Source organism: Olsenella sp. DNF00959, from assembly GCF_001553055.1.
Lineage (GTDB): Bacteria > Actinomycetota > Coriobacteriia > Coriobacteriales > Atopobiaceae > Olsenella_I > Olsenella_I phocaeensis.
Window position 1 is genome coordinate 38991 of record NZ_KQ960128.1, and the last position, 13723, is coordinate 52713.

Annotated in this window: 15 protein-coding genes and 1 tRNA gene; 14 read left to right on the forward strand and 2 right to left on the reverse strand. The window is 67.9% G+C overall.

Translation table 11 applies throughout. The features are described 5' to 3' along the window. Nucleotides 1–3 precede the first annotated feature (3 nt). Nucleotides 4–840, reverse strand: a complete 837-nt coding sequence (locus HMPREF1868_RS05045; RefSeq protein WP_009279301.1) for an ABC transporter permease — start codon at nt 838–840, stop codon at nt 4–6. A gap of 181 nt (nt 841–1021) precedes the next feature. After that, nucleotides 1022–1096, reverse strand: a tRNA-Asn gene (locus tag HMPREF1868_RS05050). Nucleotides 1097–1377: 281 nt separating this feature from the next. Here HMPREF1868_RS05050 and pyrR point away from each other — a divergent pair. From pyrR to HMPREF1868_RS05120, 14 genes are all read left to right on the forward strand, one after another. Next, the gene (gene pyrR, locus HMPREF1868_RS05055) at nt 1378–1950 is read left to right on the forward strand and encodes a bifunctional pyr operon transcriptional regulator/uracil phosphoribosyltransferase PyrR (protein ID WP_009279300.1); all 573 of its coding nucleotides are present in this window, start codon (nt 1378–1380) and stop codon (nt 1948–1950) included. Further along, nucleotides 1951–2886: an aspartate carbamoyltransferase catalytic subunit gene (locus HMPREF1868_RS05060; protein WP_009279299.1), complete on the forward strand. Its 936-nt coding sequence runs from the start codon at nt 1951–1953 to the stop codon at nt 2884–2886. Beyond that, the gene (locus HMPREF1868_RS05065) at nt 2870–4162 is read left to right on the forward strand and encodes a dihydroorotase (protein ID WP_009279298.1); all 1293 of its coding nucleotides are present in this window, start codon (nt 2870–2872) and stop codon (nt 4160–4162) included. The genes HMPREF1868_RS05060 and HMPREF1868_RS05065 overlap by 17 nt, the downstream gene beginning before the upstream one ends. A gap of 65 nt (nt 4163–4227) precedes the next feature. Further along, on the forward strand, nt 4228–5025 hold the full coding sequence (locus HMPREF1868_RS05070) for a dihydroorotate dehydrogenase electron transfer subunit (protein WP_009279297.1): 798 nt from the start codon (nt 4228–4230) through the stop codon (nt 5023–5025). Beyond that, on the forward strand, nt 5019–5945 hold the full coding sequence (locus HMPREF1868_RS05075) for a dihydroorotate dehydrogenase (RefSeq protein ID WP_062531005.1): 927 nt from the start codon (nt 5019–5021) through the stop codon (nt 5943–5945). The genes HMPREF1868_RS05070 and HMPREF1868_RS05075 overlap by 7 nt, the downstream gene beginning before the upstream one ends. Further along, a complete protein-coding gene (pyrF, locus tag HMPREF1868_RS05080) occupies nt 5939–6664 on the forward strand; it encodes an orotidine-5'-phosphate decarboxylase (protein WP_062531007.1) in 726 nt (241 codons plus the stop codon). The genes HMPREF1868_RS05075 and pyrF overlap by 7 nt, the downstream gene beginning before the upstream one ends. A gap of 182 nt (nt 6665–6846) precedes the next feature. Beyond that, nucleotides 6847–7155, forward strand: coding sequence for an integration host factor, actinobacterial type (gene mihF / locus HMPREF1868_RS05085; RefSeq protein ID WP_009279294.1), 309 nt, complete (start codon nt 6847–6849; stop codon nt 7153–7155). Then, a complete protein-coding gene (gene gmk / locus HMPREF1868_RS05090) occupies nt 7155–7748 on the forward strand; it encodes a guanylate kinase (protein ID WP_009279293.1) in 594 nt (197 codons plus the stop codon). The genes mihF and gmk overlap by 1 nt, the downstream gene beginning before the upstream one ends. Next, nucleotides 7735–8028 (forward strand): DNA-directed RNA polymerase subunit omega, encoded by a 294-nt coding sequence (locus tag HMPREF1868_RS05095; protein WP_009279292.1) that lies wholly within the window; start codon nt 7735–7737, stop codon nt 8026–8028. The genes gmk and HMPREF1868_RS05095 overlap by 14 nt, the downstream gene beginning before the upstream one ends. A gap of 4 nt (nt 8029–8032) precedes the next feature. Continuing rightward, nucleotides 8033–9280, forward strand: coding sequence for a tRNA uracil 4-sulfurtransferase ThiI (gene thiI / locus HMPREF1868_RS05100; RefSeq protein ID WP_062531008.1), 1248 nt, complete (start codon nt 8033–8035; stop codon nt 9278–9280). A gap of 129 nt (nt 9281–9409) precedes the next feature. Continuing rightward, a complete protein-coding gene (locus tag HMPREF1868_RS05105; protein WP_197414952.1) occupies nt 9410–10105 on the forward strand; it encodes a ComEA family DNA-binding protein in 696 nt (231 codons plus the stop codon). Next, nucleotides 10092–11681: a ComEC/Rec2 family competence protein gene (locus HMPREF1868_RS05110; protein ID WP_156439424.1), complete on the forward strand. Its 1590-nt coding sequence runs from the start codon at nt 10092–10094 to the stop codon at nt 11679–11681. Before HMPREF1868_RS05105 ends, HMPREF1868_RS05110 begins: the two co-directional genes overlap by 14 nt. 27 nt (nt 11682–11708) lie before the next feature. After that, the gene (gene holA, locus HMPREF1868_RS05115) at nt 11709–12779 is read left to right on the forward strand and encodes a DNA polymerase III subunit delta (RefSeq protein WP_062531014.1); all 1071 of its coding nucleotides are present in this window, start codon (nt 11709–11711) and stop codon (nt 12777–12779) included. Nucleotides 12780–12872: 93 nt separating this feature from the next. Beyond that, nucleotides 12873–13628, forward strand: coding sequence for a NifB/NifX family molybdenum-iron cluster-binding protein (locus tag HMPREF1868_RS05120; protein ID WP_062531016.1), 756 nt, complete (start codon nt 12873–12875; stop codon nt 13626–13628). Nucleotides 13629–13723: the final 95 nt, after the last annotated feature.

Below are 13723 nucleotides of genomic sequence, written 5' to 3' on the forward strand. Positions count from 1 at the left end.
CTCCTAGATGTAGAGGATGAACTTGCGCTCGTTCTTGCGGAAGACGAGCGCGCCGACCGCGAGCGAGACGACGGCGCAGCCCGCGCAGGCGAGGTTGAGCTTGAGGGAGGGCATGCGCCCGTAGAGGACGAGCTCCCTGATGTAGCGCACGTAGTGGTACATGGGGTTGAAGACCTCGAGGGAGCGGAGCCAGCCGGGAAGGATCTCCTCCGCGTAGAAGAGCGGCGTGGCATAGGTCCAGGCGGTGAGCACGACGCCCCAGAGGTGCATCACGTCGCGGAAGAAGACCGAGGCGGCGGAGAGGAGCAGCGAGAGGCCGGCGCAGAAGGTCCCCAGGTAGAGGACAAGGAGGGGCAGCATCAGGACGTAGACGGTGGGGGAGATGCCCACGAAGCCCATGACGAGCGCGACGGCGATGAGCGAGAAGACGAAGTTCACGACGGCGAAGAGGACCTTCTCGATGGGGAAGACCCAGCGGTCGATCTTGACCTTCTTGAGGAGCGACGCAGCCCCTATGATCGACGACATGCCCTGGCTCGTGGACTCGCTCATGAGCGAGAAGGTCACGTTGCCCAGGATGATGTAGAGCGGGAAGCTCGGGATGCCCTCCGCGGAGCGGCCGGCCAGGGCGGAGAACACCACCGCCATGACCGCCATCATCATGAGCGGGTTGAGGACGCTCCATGCGACGCCCAGGGCGCTGCGGCGATACTTGAGCTTGAAGTCCTTCGACACGAGCTGGCGCAGGATCGAGGCGTTGCGCTCGCCGGCGGGATACCACGCGTCCTCTCGGGATGTCCTCTGGGCCTTGGGCACGCCTGTGCTCGGAGCTTCTTCCAAGGTTCCTCCTGGGTATGAAATGCCTGCCCACATGCAGGTAGATGCCATGTTTGCACTAATCCTTTTAATGCTATCACACCAATGGCGGCCTCATGCAAACGCCAGACAGCACCAGGCGACGGGCATGCGGCCCGCCCATGGAAAAGGCCCGCGGGAACGAGTCCCACGGGCCTGATGCGTCTGGCTCCCCGGGCAGGATTCGAACCTGCGACACGCTGATTAACAGTCAGCTGCGCTACCACTGCGCCACCGGGGAATTCGTCGTGCGCTGTGCACGGGTGACTAGTATAGCCAAGAGAGACGGTCCTGCAAGCATGAATTTCTGGATTTTTTTCGCCCGAGGAGCAGGTCTGGCAAGGGTGGCGAATCGCCCTTGCCAGCCGACGGAATTCGTGTATCGTTCTCCTTGACCTTTAAGCGCGGTACGAGATACCGGTAAGGTGCGGGACCGATGCGTCCCTACATAGCCTCATCCCAGGTGTCTTGTACCGTCGACAGACGGTCAGGGCATTTTTTTCTAGTTCTGGGAGGAGAGCAATGGAACAGTCCAGACCCAAGGCGACCATCATGGACGGCCAGGCGATGGAGCGGGCGGTGACCCGCATAGCCCACGAGATAATCGAGCACAACGAGGGGGCCCAGCACATCGCGCTGGTCGGCATCATCCGTCGCGGAGAGACCCTGGCCAACAGGCTCGCCGAGGCCATCGAGAGGATCGAGGGCTCGCGTCCCCAGATCGGGTCGTTGGACATCAGCTTCTACCGTGACGACGTCATGCGCAACATCGCGCCCGTGCTGCACGCCACCAACATCCCCTTCTCGGTCGACGGCAAGGACATCGTCCTCGTGGACGACGTCCTCTACACCGGTCGCACGGTGCGCTCTGCCCTCAACGCGCTCATGGACTACGGCCGCCCCAAGACCGTCCAGCTGGCGGTCATGGTCGACCGCGGGCACCGCGAGCTGCCCATCCGAGCCGACTACGTGGGCAAGAACGTGCCCTCCTCCCACGAGGAGGACGTGCGCGTCTGCGTGGAGGCCCTCGACGGCCGCGACAGCGTCGAGATCTGGGACGTCAACAGCGAGAAGAACTCCGGAGGTGCCAGGTAAATGCTCTCGGTCAAGCATCTCATCGACACGTACAGCCTCACTGCCGATGACATAACGCAGATCCTCGACACGGCCGCCTCCTTCGAGTCGGTCAACAACCGCGCCATCAAGAAGGTCCCCGCCCTGCGCGGCCGCACCATCGTCAACCTCTTCCTCGAGCCCTCCACCCGCACCAAGAGCTCCTTCGAGCTGGCCGAGAAGCGCCTCTCGGCGGACAGCCTGAGCATGGGGGGCTCCACCTCGTCGGTCGTCAAGGGAGAGAGCCTGGCGGACACCATCCAGACCATCGACGCCATGAACGTCGACATGTTCATCTGCCGCGCCAAGCTGGCGGGCACCCCGCAGAAGATCACCGAGAACACCGACGCCGTGGTGATCAACGCCGGCGACGGGAAGCACCAGCATCCGACGCAGGCGATGCTCGACCTCTACACCATCCGCAAGAACTTCGGGCACCTGGACGGGCTGAAGGTCGCCATCGTGGGCGACCTCGCGCACAGCCGCGTCTGCGGGTCACTGGCGCCCGCGCTCAAGACCATGGGCGCCGACGTCACGCTGGTCGGCCCCCCGACCTTCCAGGTGGACGACCCCGACTGGTTTGGCTGCCCCCAGACCGCGAGCCTCGACGAGGTCATCGAGGACATGGACGTCGTCTACATGCTCCGCGTGCAGCTGGAGCGCATGGAGGGCGCGGCGATTCCCTCCCGCCGCGAGTACAACCGCCTCTACGGCCTTGACATGAAGCGCGTGAGCCGCATGAAGGACGATGCGATCATCTGCCACCCCGGCCCCATGAACCGCGGCATGGAGATCAACGCCGACGTGGCCGACTGCGCGCGCTCGAGGATCCTCGACCAGGTCAATGCCGGTGTCCTCACCCGCATGGCCGAGATGTACCTGCTTCTGGGAGGAGAGAACAATGCCGTTTCTGCTTAAGGCTGCCCACGTCGTCGACCCTCAGCTTGGCCTGGACGACGTCCGTGACGTGCTCGTGGACGACAAGGAGGTCGTCGCGGTCAAGGAGTCGCTCGAGGCCCCCGAGGGCTGCGAGGTCATCGACTGCTCCGGCAAGTACCTCCTTCCCGGTCTGGTGGACATGCACGTCCACTTCCGCGACCCCGGCTTCGAGTACAAGGAGACCCTCGAGACCGGCGCCCGCGCGGCCACGCACGGCGGCTTCACCGACGTCGCCACGATGCCCAACACCGACCCCGTGATCGACACCGGCACCGGCGTGCGCTACCAGATCGACCGCGCGCACGCCGCGGGGCTCTGCCACGTGCGTCCCATCGGGGCCCTGACCCGCGGACAGAGGGGCGAGGCCCTGGCCGAGATCGGCGACATGGTGATGGAGGGCGCCTGCGCCTTCTCCGACGACGGGCACGGAGTCCAGAGTGCCGGCATCATGCGCACCTGCATGGACTACGTCTCCCAGTTCGACCGCGTGGCCATCGCGCACTGCGAGGACGAGTCGCTCACGGCACACGGCGTCATCAACGAGGGCAGGGCCTCCACGAGGCTCGGCATGTTCGGCTGGCCCGCGCTGGGCGAGGAGATGGAGATCTATCGCGACATCGAGCTCTGCCGACTCACCGGCTGCCCGCTGCACATCGCGCACATCTCGACGAAGAAGGGGCTCGACCTTGTCAAGGCCGCCAAGGCTGAGGGCCTGCCCGTCACCTGCGAGGTGACCCCGCACCACCTCTTCCTCAACGAGGATGACATCACCGACGCCTACGACACCAACCTCAAGATGAACCCACCCCTGCGCCTTCCCTCCGACATGGAGGCGCTGGTCGAGGGCATCCTGGACGGGTCGATCGACTGCGTCGTGACCGACCATGCCCCCCACGCCCAGCACGAGAAGGACTGCGAGTGGGAGATAGCCTTCTTTGGCACCGTCGGGCTCGAGACCTCGCTTCCCCTCATGCTTACTCACCTTGTGCGCACGGGCCGCATGAGCTGGGATCGCCTGGTCGAGGTCATGGCGGTCAACCCGCGCCGCATCCTCAGGCTGCGCCCCGTCCGCGTCGAGGCGGGGTCGCGCGCGGACCTCACGCTGGTCGACCCCGAGCTCGAGGTCAAGGTGGACGAGGACTACCTCCAGGGGCTCTCGAAGAACTCCGCCTTCCTGGGGCAGACCCTCGTCGGTGCCGCCACGGACGTCTTCGTGGACGGTCGCCGCACCCTGGTCGATGGCGTCGTCGCCTAGCCTGGGCCTCTGTCGGACAGGAGGCGTCCCTCGGGGCGCCTCCCCTCGTAGCGGGGAGTAGCGAGTTGATTCCTAGCTCTGGCGTGGGGCTGCACGAGTTCGAGGTCGTCTCGAACGAGGAGGTCGCTACCTCCACCTGGCGGCTCGTCCTGCGCGCGCCCGCCCTGGCGGGCTCCATTCGGCCCGGCCAGTTCATGAACCTCGAGGTTCCGGGGGACCCCAGCCACCCCCTGAGGATCCCCCTCTCGTTCGCTTCGGCCGACGCCGTCGCAGGGACGGTCGATCTGGTCTATGCGGTGGTGGGCGAGGGGACGGAGCGCCTTTCGCACATGGCTCCCGGGCAGCGCTCGACGGCCGTGGGGCCAAGCGGCCATGGCTGGAGGCTGCCGGAGCCCGTGCCCGTCCGCGTCCTCCTCGTCGCGGGCGGCGTGGGCGCCCCTCCCATAGTCGCCGCCGCGGGCATGCTCGCCGGGGCAGGGGTCCCCTTCGACGCCGTCCTGGGCGCGCAGACCGCCTCCAGGCTCTGGGGAGAGGAGCGGCTCTCGTCCCTTGGCGCCGGGACGGTGCTCGTCACCACTGACGACGGGAGCCGGGGCATCAAGGGCTTCACGACCGACGCCATGTCCCGCCTTCTGGGGGAGAGGGACTACGGCCTCGTCATGAGCTGCGGGCCACAGCCCATGATGGCCGGCGTGGCAAGGCTCGCGCGCTCGGCGGGCATCGCCTGCCAGGTCTCGACGGAGCGGATGATGGGCTGCGGGTTCGGCGCCTGCAACAGCTGCAACGTGACCATGGCGGCAGGGGGCTACCGCTCCTGCTGCAGCGACGGGCCCGTCTTCGACGCGGAGGAGCTGGCATGGTGAGCGAACCCAGGATGGCCGTCGACCTTGGCGGGATCAGGATGAAGAACCCCGTCAACACCGCCTCGGGGACCTTTGGCTACGGCTGGCAGTTCGAGGGATTCTTTGACGTGTCACTGCTCGGCGCCATAACGACGAAGGGCTGCTCCGCCGTCCCCTGGGACGGCAACCCCGCGCCGCGCCTGGCGGAGGTCGACTCGGGCATCCTGAACTCGGTGGGGCTCCAGAACCCGGGCATCCCCGCCTTCGTCGAACAGGCCGGGGAGTACCTCCAGGGCCTGCGCGACCGCGGCTGCCAGGTCATCTGTCAGGTCGCTGGTCACTCGCTCGGCGAGTACGCCCGCGCCGTGGAGCTCTATGACGAGCTGGCTCCCTTCGCCTCAGGGCTCGAGATAAACATCAGCTGCCCCAACGTGAGCCAGGGGGGTGCGGCCATGGGCGCCACGCCACAGGCCGCCGCCGAGGTCATGAGGGCCGTACGCGACCGCACGAAGCTTCCCCTGGTGGTGAAGATGGCCCCCCATGACGTGTCCGAGATCGCCCGCGCGCTCGAGGCGGAGGGCGCGGACGCGCTCTCGCTCATCAACACGATCCCCGCGATGGCGATAGACGTCCGCAGCCGCAGGAGCCGCCTCTCGCGGCCCACGGCAGGCATGTCCGGCGCCGCCATACACCCCATAGCCGTGCGCATGGTGTGGGAGGCCCACAAGGCCGTGGGCCTCCCCCTCGTGGGCATCGGGGGCGTGCGAACGGGCGAGGATGCCGCGGAGCTCATCCTGGCGGGTGCCACGAGCGTCGCCGTGGGGACCGCAAACCTCACCGACCCAAGCTCTGCGCCCAGGATCCTGGCGGAGCTGACCGACTGGGTCCGCGACCAGGGGGTCGCGGACGTCAACGACCTGATTGGAGCCGTGGAATGCTAAGCGAGTCAGAGGCGCGCGAGAGCGTCATCGTCGCACTGGACTGCGACCGCAAGGAGGCCCTGCGGCTTGCCGGCCAGCTCGAGGGCAGGGCCCGCTGGGTCAAGGTGGGCATGACGCTCTTCTATGCCGAGGGGCCCTCCATCGTCCGCGAGATGGGGGAGAGGGGGCTCAGGGTCTTCCTGGACCTCAAGCTGCATGACATCCCCTTCCAGGTCTTCGGGGCCGCGCGCTCCGCCTCGCTCAGTGGGGCCGACATGCTCTCGATCCACGCGCTGGGGTCCGCGCAGATGGTGAGCCAGGCCAGGGCGGGCGTGGAGAGGGCCGCCGAGGAGTGCGGGAGAGACAGGACCCGCCTCGTCGCCATCTCGGTCCTCACCAGCATGGACAAGGAGGCGCTGAGCTCGGTCGGCATCGACCGCGATCTTTCGGACGAGGTCTCCCGGCTCGCCTCGCTCGCCGTCGGCGCGGGGTCGGACGGCATCGTCTGCTCTCCCCAGGAGGCGGCGTCGATGCGCGCCCTCCTCGGCCCCGACGCCCTGATCGTCACCCCGGGCGTGCGGCCGGCGGGCGCCGCGCTGGGCGACCAGAGGCGCGTCGCCACGCCCGCCGCGGCGATTGCGGCCGGCGCCTCGAAGCTCGTGGTGGGCCGTCCCGTCACGCAGGCGGGAGACCCCGTGGCCACCTTCGAGTCCATCGTTTCCGAGCTCTGCGAGGGCTAGGCGCCCTTCGGTTGCGGTCGATTCGGGGCCATTTTGTGTAGAAGAATGGCCTTGAAGAACAAAGCTGCAGTTGTAGACTTGTAAAATACCTAGTCAATTGGCAAACTATGGGCTTGCGCCGACGGCTCGTACTTGCCGTGACGTATGGATCACGACGTATTTTTCCGATGTTTGGAGGAACCATGGCACTACCTCAGCTTACCGACGAGCAGCGCAAGGCCGCACTCGAGAAGGCCGCTGCCGCTCGCCACGAGCGCGCTGAGCTCCGCGACAAGATCAAGAGGGGTGACATCACCCTCGAGGAGGTTCTTAACTCCGAGGATCCCATCGCCAGCCGCCTGAAGGTCTCCGCCCTCATCGAGTCCCTTCCCGGCTACGGCAAGGCCAAGGCCACCAAGATAATGGACGAGCTGGGCATCTCCGCCACCCGTCGCGTCAAGGGCTTGGGTGCTCGCCAGCGTGAGCAGCTCATCGAGGTGCTCTCCAAGTAGTGCCTAGGACCCCACGACTCTTCGTCATTTCCGGACCGTCAGGAGCGGGGAAGGGTACGCTGCTCTCGCAGGTGCTGAGGCAGCGTCCCGACCTGGGCCTGACGGTCTCGGCTACCACGAGGAACCCACGCCCCGGCGAGGTGGACGGCGTCTCGTACCACTTCCTCGGCGAGGACGAGTTCTCGCGCCTCGTCGCGGAGGGCGCCTTCCTCGAGTGGGCGAACGTCCACGGGCATCGCTATGGGACGCTGAGAAGCGAGGTGGACGACCGTCTCGCCCGCGGAAGCTCGGTGGTGCTCGAGATAGACCCACAGGGAGCCTTCAACGTGCGGCGCATCTATCCTGATGCCGTGCTCGTCTTCATCGAGCCCCCCTCCATGGAGCTCCTCGAGCAGAGGCTCCGCGCCCGTGGCACCGAGGACGAGGCCTCCATAGGGCTGCGACTCTCCAACGCCAGGCTCGAGATGACGCGCGCGCACGAGTACGATGCGCGCGTCGTCAACGACGAGCTCGAGGCAGCGGCGGCCCGCCTCGCGGACACGATCGATTCATTCGAGAAAAACGGAGGGAACTCCCAAGATGGCAGTGACTAAGCCCGAGATCGACACCCTGCTCGACCAGACCGAGCAGAACCCCTTCCTCCTCTGCGCCGTCGCGTCCAAGCGCGCCTGCGACATCAACAACATGGTGCGCGGCCAGCACCTGCGCGTGACGGCCATCCAGGAGTTCGACGACATCACGCCCGTCATCTCCGGGGAGGACCCCGTCTCCATCGCCATGTCCGAGATCGAGGACGGCACCCTGAGCTTCGTCAAGGACGAGTTCGACAACCAGATCAAGGGCTCCAACGCCCAGGTCGAGCACAACCTCTAAGCGCATGCCGAGAAGAGTCTGCTTCGTCCATTACCACGAGATCGGCCTCAAGGGGAAGAACCGCTCGACCTTCGAGAACCAGCTCGTGAGGAACCTGCGCCGCGCCCTCAGGGACTGGCCCGTCGGTTCCGTCAGGCGCATCTCCGGCCACATCCTGGTCTCGCTCGAGGGTCGCGACGCCGACGAGGAGGTGGCGAGGGCCGTCTCCCGCGTTCCTGGCGTGGCGCGCGTCTCGCTCGCCTACGTCTGCGCGCTCGACAGCGACGAGTTCAGCGCGGCGGCGGTGAGGGCGCTGCATGAGGCGGGGGACTTCCAGAGCTTCAAGGTGCACGCGCGCCGCTCGTCGACCACCTATGAGCTCCACACGCTCGAGCTCAACCGTCTCGTCGGCTCCGTCCTCTGCGACGAGTTCCCCGACAAGAGGGTGGACGTGCACCATCCCGACGTGACCGTCTACGTCTACGTGGTGCAGGGCTGCGTCTATGTCTATGCGGCCTCCATGCCGGGCGTGGGGGGGCTTCCCGTCGGCACGGCGGGCAAGGTGGTCACCCTGCTCTCGAGCGGCTTCGACTCTCCCGTCGCGACCTGGATGGTGGGCCGCCGGGGCGCCGTCTGCGTCCCCGTGCACTTCTCGGGCCGTCCCATGACCGCGGACACCAGCGAATGGCTCTCCCAGGACATCGTCCATGCGCTCGAGCCCTCCGGCATGGTGGGGAGGATGTACGTCGTGCCCTTCGGGGAGCGCCAGAGGGAGATCTCGCTCGCGGTGCCCCAGGGCCTGCGCATCATCACCTACCGGCGCGTCATGTTCGCCGTGTCCGAGCGCATCGCGCGGCTCGAGGGTGCCAAGGCGCTCGTGACGGGCGAGTCCCTAGGCCAGGTCGCCTCGCAGACGCTCGACAACATCGCCGCGGTCAACGAGATGGTGGGCCTGCCCGTCCTGCGCCCCCTCATCGGTTCCGACAAGCAGGAGATAATGCGCCGCGCCGAGGAGATCGGGACTTACGACATAAGCAGCCAGTCCGCCGACGACTGCTGCACCCTCTTCATGCCGCGCCGTCCCGAGACCCACGCCCGCATGGACGAGGTTCATGCCGCCTGGGACTCCTTCGACCACGACGCCATGATCGACGAGCTGGTCGAGAAGGCCGAGTACGTCGACTTCGACCAGTGCCCGTCCTACAGGCCTCCCAGGGGCCTCAGGGCGAGGCACTCGAGCCTGGCCCCGATCGAGCCTGACCGGAACGCATAGAAACCCCAGCTGACGCCCTAGATGCTTGCAGCTGCCTGCAAGTATGCCGCCAGCCAGCTGCAAGCCCAGTTTTATTTCCCGCCGCTTCGCCCCGCCCCCGCCTCCAAGATGGGGGCGGGGGTGGTCTCTTTGGCACAAAGGGGATTTGGCGGCGGAAGGAAGGGCGGGTCGATCGCGAGGTTGGGGCTCGCGCCGTCGCGAGGTACGATCGCGGCGTGCGCGCTCGCCTGTCTCCTCGCGGCAGGCGTCGGCGCCTGGGGTATGGGAGGGCGGGCGTCCCAGGGAGAGGCCGCCACGGTTGACGTCGCGGCCGAGGGCGTGCCTGGGGCAGACCCGGAGGAGGCCGCCGAGGGAGGCGCCGCAGTTCAGGAGGCGCCCGAACCGGCTGCGGTGCTGGTGCACGTTGACGGGGCCGTCGCGCGTCCGGGGCTCGTCGAGCTGAGGAAGCGCAGCCCGCGCGCCAACGATGCCGTGGAGGCAGCCGGGGGGCTTCTCGACGACGCCGACTGCACGAGCCTCAACCTCGCGGCCGAGGTGAGGGATGGCGAGAAGATACACGTTCCCCACGAGGGCGAGGCCGCTGGGTCGGTCGGGACCGCGTCCGTCATTCCGACCGGTGGTCGCACCGAGGGCCAGCTCGTGAACCTCAACACGGCGGACGTGGCCGCGCTTCAGTCGCTTCCGGGCGTGGGCTCCGCGACAGCCAGGGCCATCGTCGAGGACCGAGAGGCTCATGGCGACTTCGCGAGCGTGGACGACCTCGCGCGCGTGTCGGGCATAGGGCAGAAGAAGCTCGAGAGGATCAGGGACCATGCCTGCGTCTAGGGCGCGGGCGGGGGAGGGGATGCCGCGCCCGCAGATTCCCACGAGCGCCCACCTGCTGGTTGCGTGCGTCCTCGTCGAGCGCGCCGTGCTGGGTGGCCGCCTGCCGCCCCCGCCTCCCTCCCACGTCACTGCGCTCGTCGTCGCGTCATGCGCGATGGTCGTCTTGGCCGCCTCGTCGGCCACTGTTGGGGACGGACTGCGCCTGCCCGTCGCAGGCGTCATCCTCACCCTGGCCCTGTCCACGTCCCTCGCCTGGGCGCTCTCGGGCCTCCTTGCCCGGGGGATGGGGCTCTGCGAGGCGGAGCTCGGTCGCGTCGCGGGGTCGAGCTGCACCCTGCTCGTGGAGTCGGACTCCGTGTGCAGGCGGGGGAGCCACTCTTGTCGTGCGAGCGTGAAGCTGCCTTCGGGCAGGAGCTGCCGCGTCTGGCTGCGCTCGCCCCAGAGGGTTTGGATGGGGGAGCTGCTTCGCTGCAGCACGCGCTGGTCGCCCCTCGACCAGGACGGCTTTGGCGCGAGCTCCAGGATGCAGGGGGCCGTTGGGAGCCTGCGGATCGTGTCCATCTCCTCCAGGTCCTGGCAGCCGGGCCCCTTGGGTCGGCTCAGGGCCTGGCGCTCGGACAGGTTGGAGGGGCTTTTCGCCCAACCCACCGACTCGGCGGCATGGATCGCGGGCGTCGCCCTCGGCAGTCCCGCGCTGGCGCGCGAGAGGGGCATGGGCGAGAGGCTCTCCCGCTGCGGGCTGTCGCACCTCCTGGCGGTCTCCGGCAGCCATCTGGCCATCGCCACCTCCATCGCCTGCACGCTCCTCCTCCGCCTCGACATGCCGCTTGCGCCCCGTCTCGCGGCCTCCCTCTCCCTGGGGATGGCGCTCGTGCTGCTCTGTGGCGCGCCACCGTCCGCCGTGAGGGCACTTCTCATGTCCGCCTCGGCCTCTGGCTCGGAGCTCCTGGGAAGGCGCGGACATGCGCTGTCGTCCCTCTGCCTCGTCGGGTTGGTGATGGCGCTCCTCGACCCCTCGCTCTCCGGGAGCCTGGGCTTCCTGCTCTCGCTCGTCTCAGTTGCGGGGCTCTGCCTCCTTTCCTGGCCGACGTCCCAGGCCCTGCGCCGGGCCCTGGGACGTCTTGCGCCCCCATGGGGCATGGGGCGCCGTCGCCTGCCCCGGCCGCTTTCCAAGCTCTCGTCCGTCACCCTCGACCTCGCGTCGGCCAGCCTCGTCGCCCAGGTCTCGACCCTGCCCCTGTGCAGCTCTGCGTTCGGGACGCTCTCGCTGGTCGCCCCCCTCTCAAACCTCCTGGCGGTCGTCCCCTTCACCCTCGGGCTCGCCACAGGTCTCCCCGGGCTCCTGCTCGAGGGTCTGCTGCCCTGGGCCCGACTCCCCCTGGACGTGTCCCGATGCTGCTTCGACCTGCTTTCCGCTCTGGTGGGCGCACTCTCCGCCCTTCCCCTTGCCGCCGTGGGACTTCCGGATTGGGGAGGGGTCGAGCCCCTCCTTTGGTCGGGCCTGGTCGCATTGGCCCTCGTCCGGTCATGCGTCCGCATGGAAGAGGGCGACCACCATGGTCGCCATGTGTCATAGTGGTCTGACATGCAGAAGGGGGTCGTCTTGGCAGGAAAGGCATCGGGGGCTCTTCTCCCCGCATATCTGGCGGTGGGCAGCAACTCCGTCAAGGCCGGGCGCGTCATCGAAAGGCTCCGCGCGCGCCTCGACGACGGACTCGCGGCCTTCAACCTCGACGAGCGGGAGTCGGCTGCCGTGAGCGAGCCGGGTGAGCTCCTCGCCTCCCTCAACACGCTGCCCGTCGGCCCTGGCCAGCGCCTCGTCATCATCCACGGGGCGGACAAGCTTGCCAAGCCCTGCTCGGAGGCGATCGTCGGGTACCTCCAGAACCCCAATCCCGGCTGCGTCCTCTGCCTGGTGGCCGAGGCCCTCGCAAGGACCACCCGCCTCTACAAGGCCGTGGCGGCGGTGGGCAGGGACGCCGTGATCGACTGCGGCGGAAAGAAGGCCTGGCAGCTCCCGGCGGAGGTCCGCCGGCTCGCCCAGCGCCGGGGGATGTCGATCGACGAGTCCGCCGCCCGCGAGCTCGTCGACCGCGTTGGCGAGTCGATTGCCCTGATAGACGGCCAGCTCAAGACCCTGAGCGAGCTCTGCCGGGCAAGCGGCTCCATCACGCGCGCGGACGTGGTGGAGCACGTCGCCCGGACGGCGGAGGTGAAGCCCTGGGACTTCCTTGACGCCGTCTGCGACAGGGACGCCGGAAGGGCCCTCTCGGTGTACGCGCTCATGCCCGCGAACTCCGAGGTCAGGCTCGTCTCGCTCCTCGCCGCGCGCCTGCGGGAGCTCGTCTGCGCCCGCTCGCTCATGCGTCGTGGCGCCATCGCGGGCCTGGGCGGCGAACTCCTCGCCTATGACTCGATCGCGGCGACTCCCGCGGTGAGGCGCAAGGGGTCGAAGAGGCCAGCGAAGCCCCGCGCGAAGCAGGATTGGCAGCTCAAGAACCACCAGAGGTGGGCCGGCTCGTTTGGCGATGGGGAGCTGGAGCGCGCGCTTGTGCTCTGTGGGGGCGCGGATGCCGCCCTGAAGGGCGGCGCCGACCCACGCAGCTGCGTCAGCTCCCTCATCCTGGACGTCTGTGGCGCGGCTCCCTCGCGTCACGGGAGCCTCCCGTGCTGACCTGCCCTCTCTAAATCTTTTGACATATTCCAACATATCATCCCAAGAAGCCCTATACTACTTGCTGACATTTGCCATTAAGTAGGAGGTCCCATGCTGGGAAGGCGACCCAAGGTCAGGGAGGTGGGCCTGGTGCCCGAGTACCTCCGCTTCGCACCGGACGGGGTCGCGCACGAGCGCGTGCTCGAGCTGGCCCTCGACGAGCTCGAGGCCATTCGGCTCATCGACCTCTTGGGGCTGGACCAGCAGGGGGCGGCGTCGCGCATGGGCGTGGCCCGCTCCACCGTCGCCAGCATCTATGACCGGGCGCGGAAGAAGGTCGCGGACTTCCTCGTGAATGGCGGGGAGCTGGTGGTGGGGGGCGGAAACGTCCGCCTCCGCCCCGGCATGGACGCCCGGGACGGGTCCTGGGCGCTTGAGAAGGGAGAGCGAACCATGAGGATTGCGGTCACCTATGAGGACGGGAAGGTCTTCCAGCACTTCGGGAGGACGGAGCAGTTCAAGGTGTACGAGGTCGAGGGAGGCAAGGTCACCTCGTCCCGGGTGCTGGGGTCCAACGGCGTGGGCCACGGCGCTCTGGCGGGGCTGCTCTCCGAGGGAGGGGTCGACCTCCTCGTCTGTGGCGGCATCGGCGGTGGGGCCCAGGCTGCCCTGGCCCGCGCGGGCATAGAGGTGTACCCCGGGCAGGAGGGCGATGCGGACGCGGCGGTGGACGCGTACCTTTCCGGACGGCTCGTGAAGCTCGAGTCTGCCACCTGCAACCATCACGACCACGAGCACGGCCATGGTTGCGGCAGCCACGAGGGCGATTGCGGAGGGCACGACCACGAGGGCGGCTGCTGCCATTGAGGTTCGCGAGGCGGCCGCGCCCCGGAGTCAACGCGCACATCCCGCGTAGCCGCGCGCTTGTTGGTTGCCACGTCGAGGACTGGAGGTTGGACTAA

Excerpts from the sequence above, each read along its gene's own strand:
- thiI (WP_062531008.1), top strand. The coding sequence starts at position 8,033 with ATGCCGAGAAGAGTCTGCTTCGTCCATTACCACGAGATCGGCCTCAAG.
- HMPREF1868_RS05065 (WP_009279298.1), top strand. The coding sequence starts at position 2,870 with ATGCCGTTTCTGCTTAAGGCTGCCCACGTCGTCGACCCTCAGCTTGGC.
- pyrF (WP_062531007.1), top strand. The coding sequence starts at position 5,939 with ATGCTAAGCGAGTCAGAGGCGCGCGAGAGCGTCATCGTCGCACTGGAC.
- mihF (WP_009279294.1), top strand. The coding sequence starts at position 6,847 with ATGGCACTACCTCAGCTTACCGACGAGCAGCGCAAGGCCGCACTCGAG.
- HMPREF1868_RS05095 (WP_009279292.1), top strand. The coding sequence starts at position 7,735 with ATGGCAGTGACTAAGCCCGAGATCGACACCCTGCTCGACCAGACCGAG.
- HMPREF1868_RS05075 (WP_062531005.1), top strand. The coding sequence starts at position 5,019 with ATGGTGAGCGAACCCAGGATGGCCGTCGACCTTGGCGGGATCAGGATG.
- HMPREF1868_RS05120 (WP_062531016.1), top strand. The coding sequence starts at position 12,873 with ATGCTGGGAAGGCGACCCAAGGTCAGGGAGGTGGGCCTGGTGCCCGAG.
- HMPREF1868_RS05060 (WP_009279299.1), top strand. The coding sequence starts at position 1,951 with ATGCTCTCGGTCAAGCATCTCATCGACACGTACAGCCTCACTGCCGAT.
- pyrR (WP_009279300.1), top strand. The coding sequence starts at position 1,378 with ATGGAACAGTCCAGACCCAAGGCGACCATCATGGACGGCCAGGCGATG.
- HMPREF1868_RS05110 (WP_156439424.1), top strand. The coding sequence starts at position 10,092 with ATGCCTGCGTCTAGGGCGCGGGCGGGGGAGGGGATGCCGCGCCCGCAG.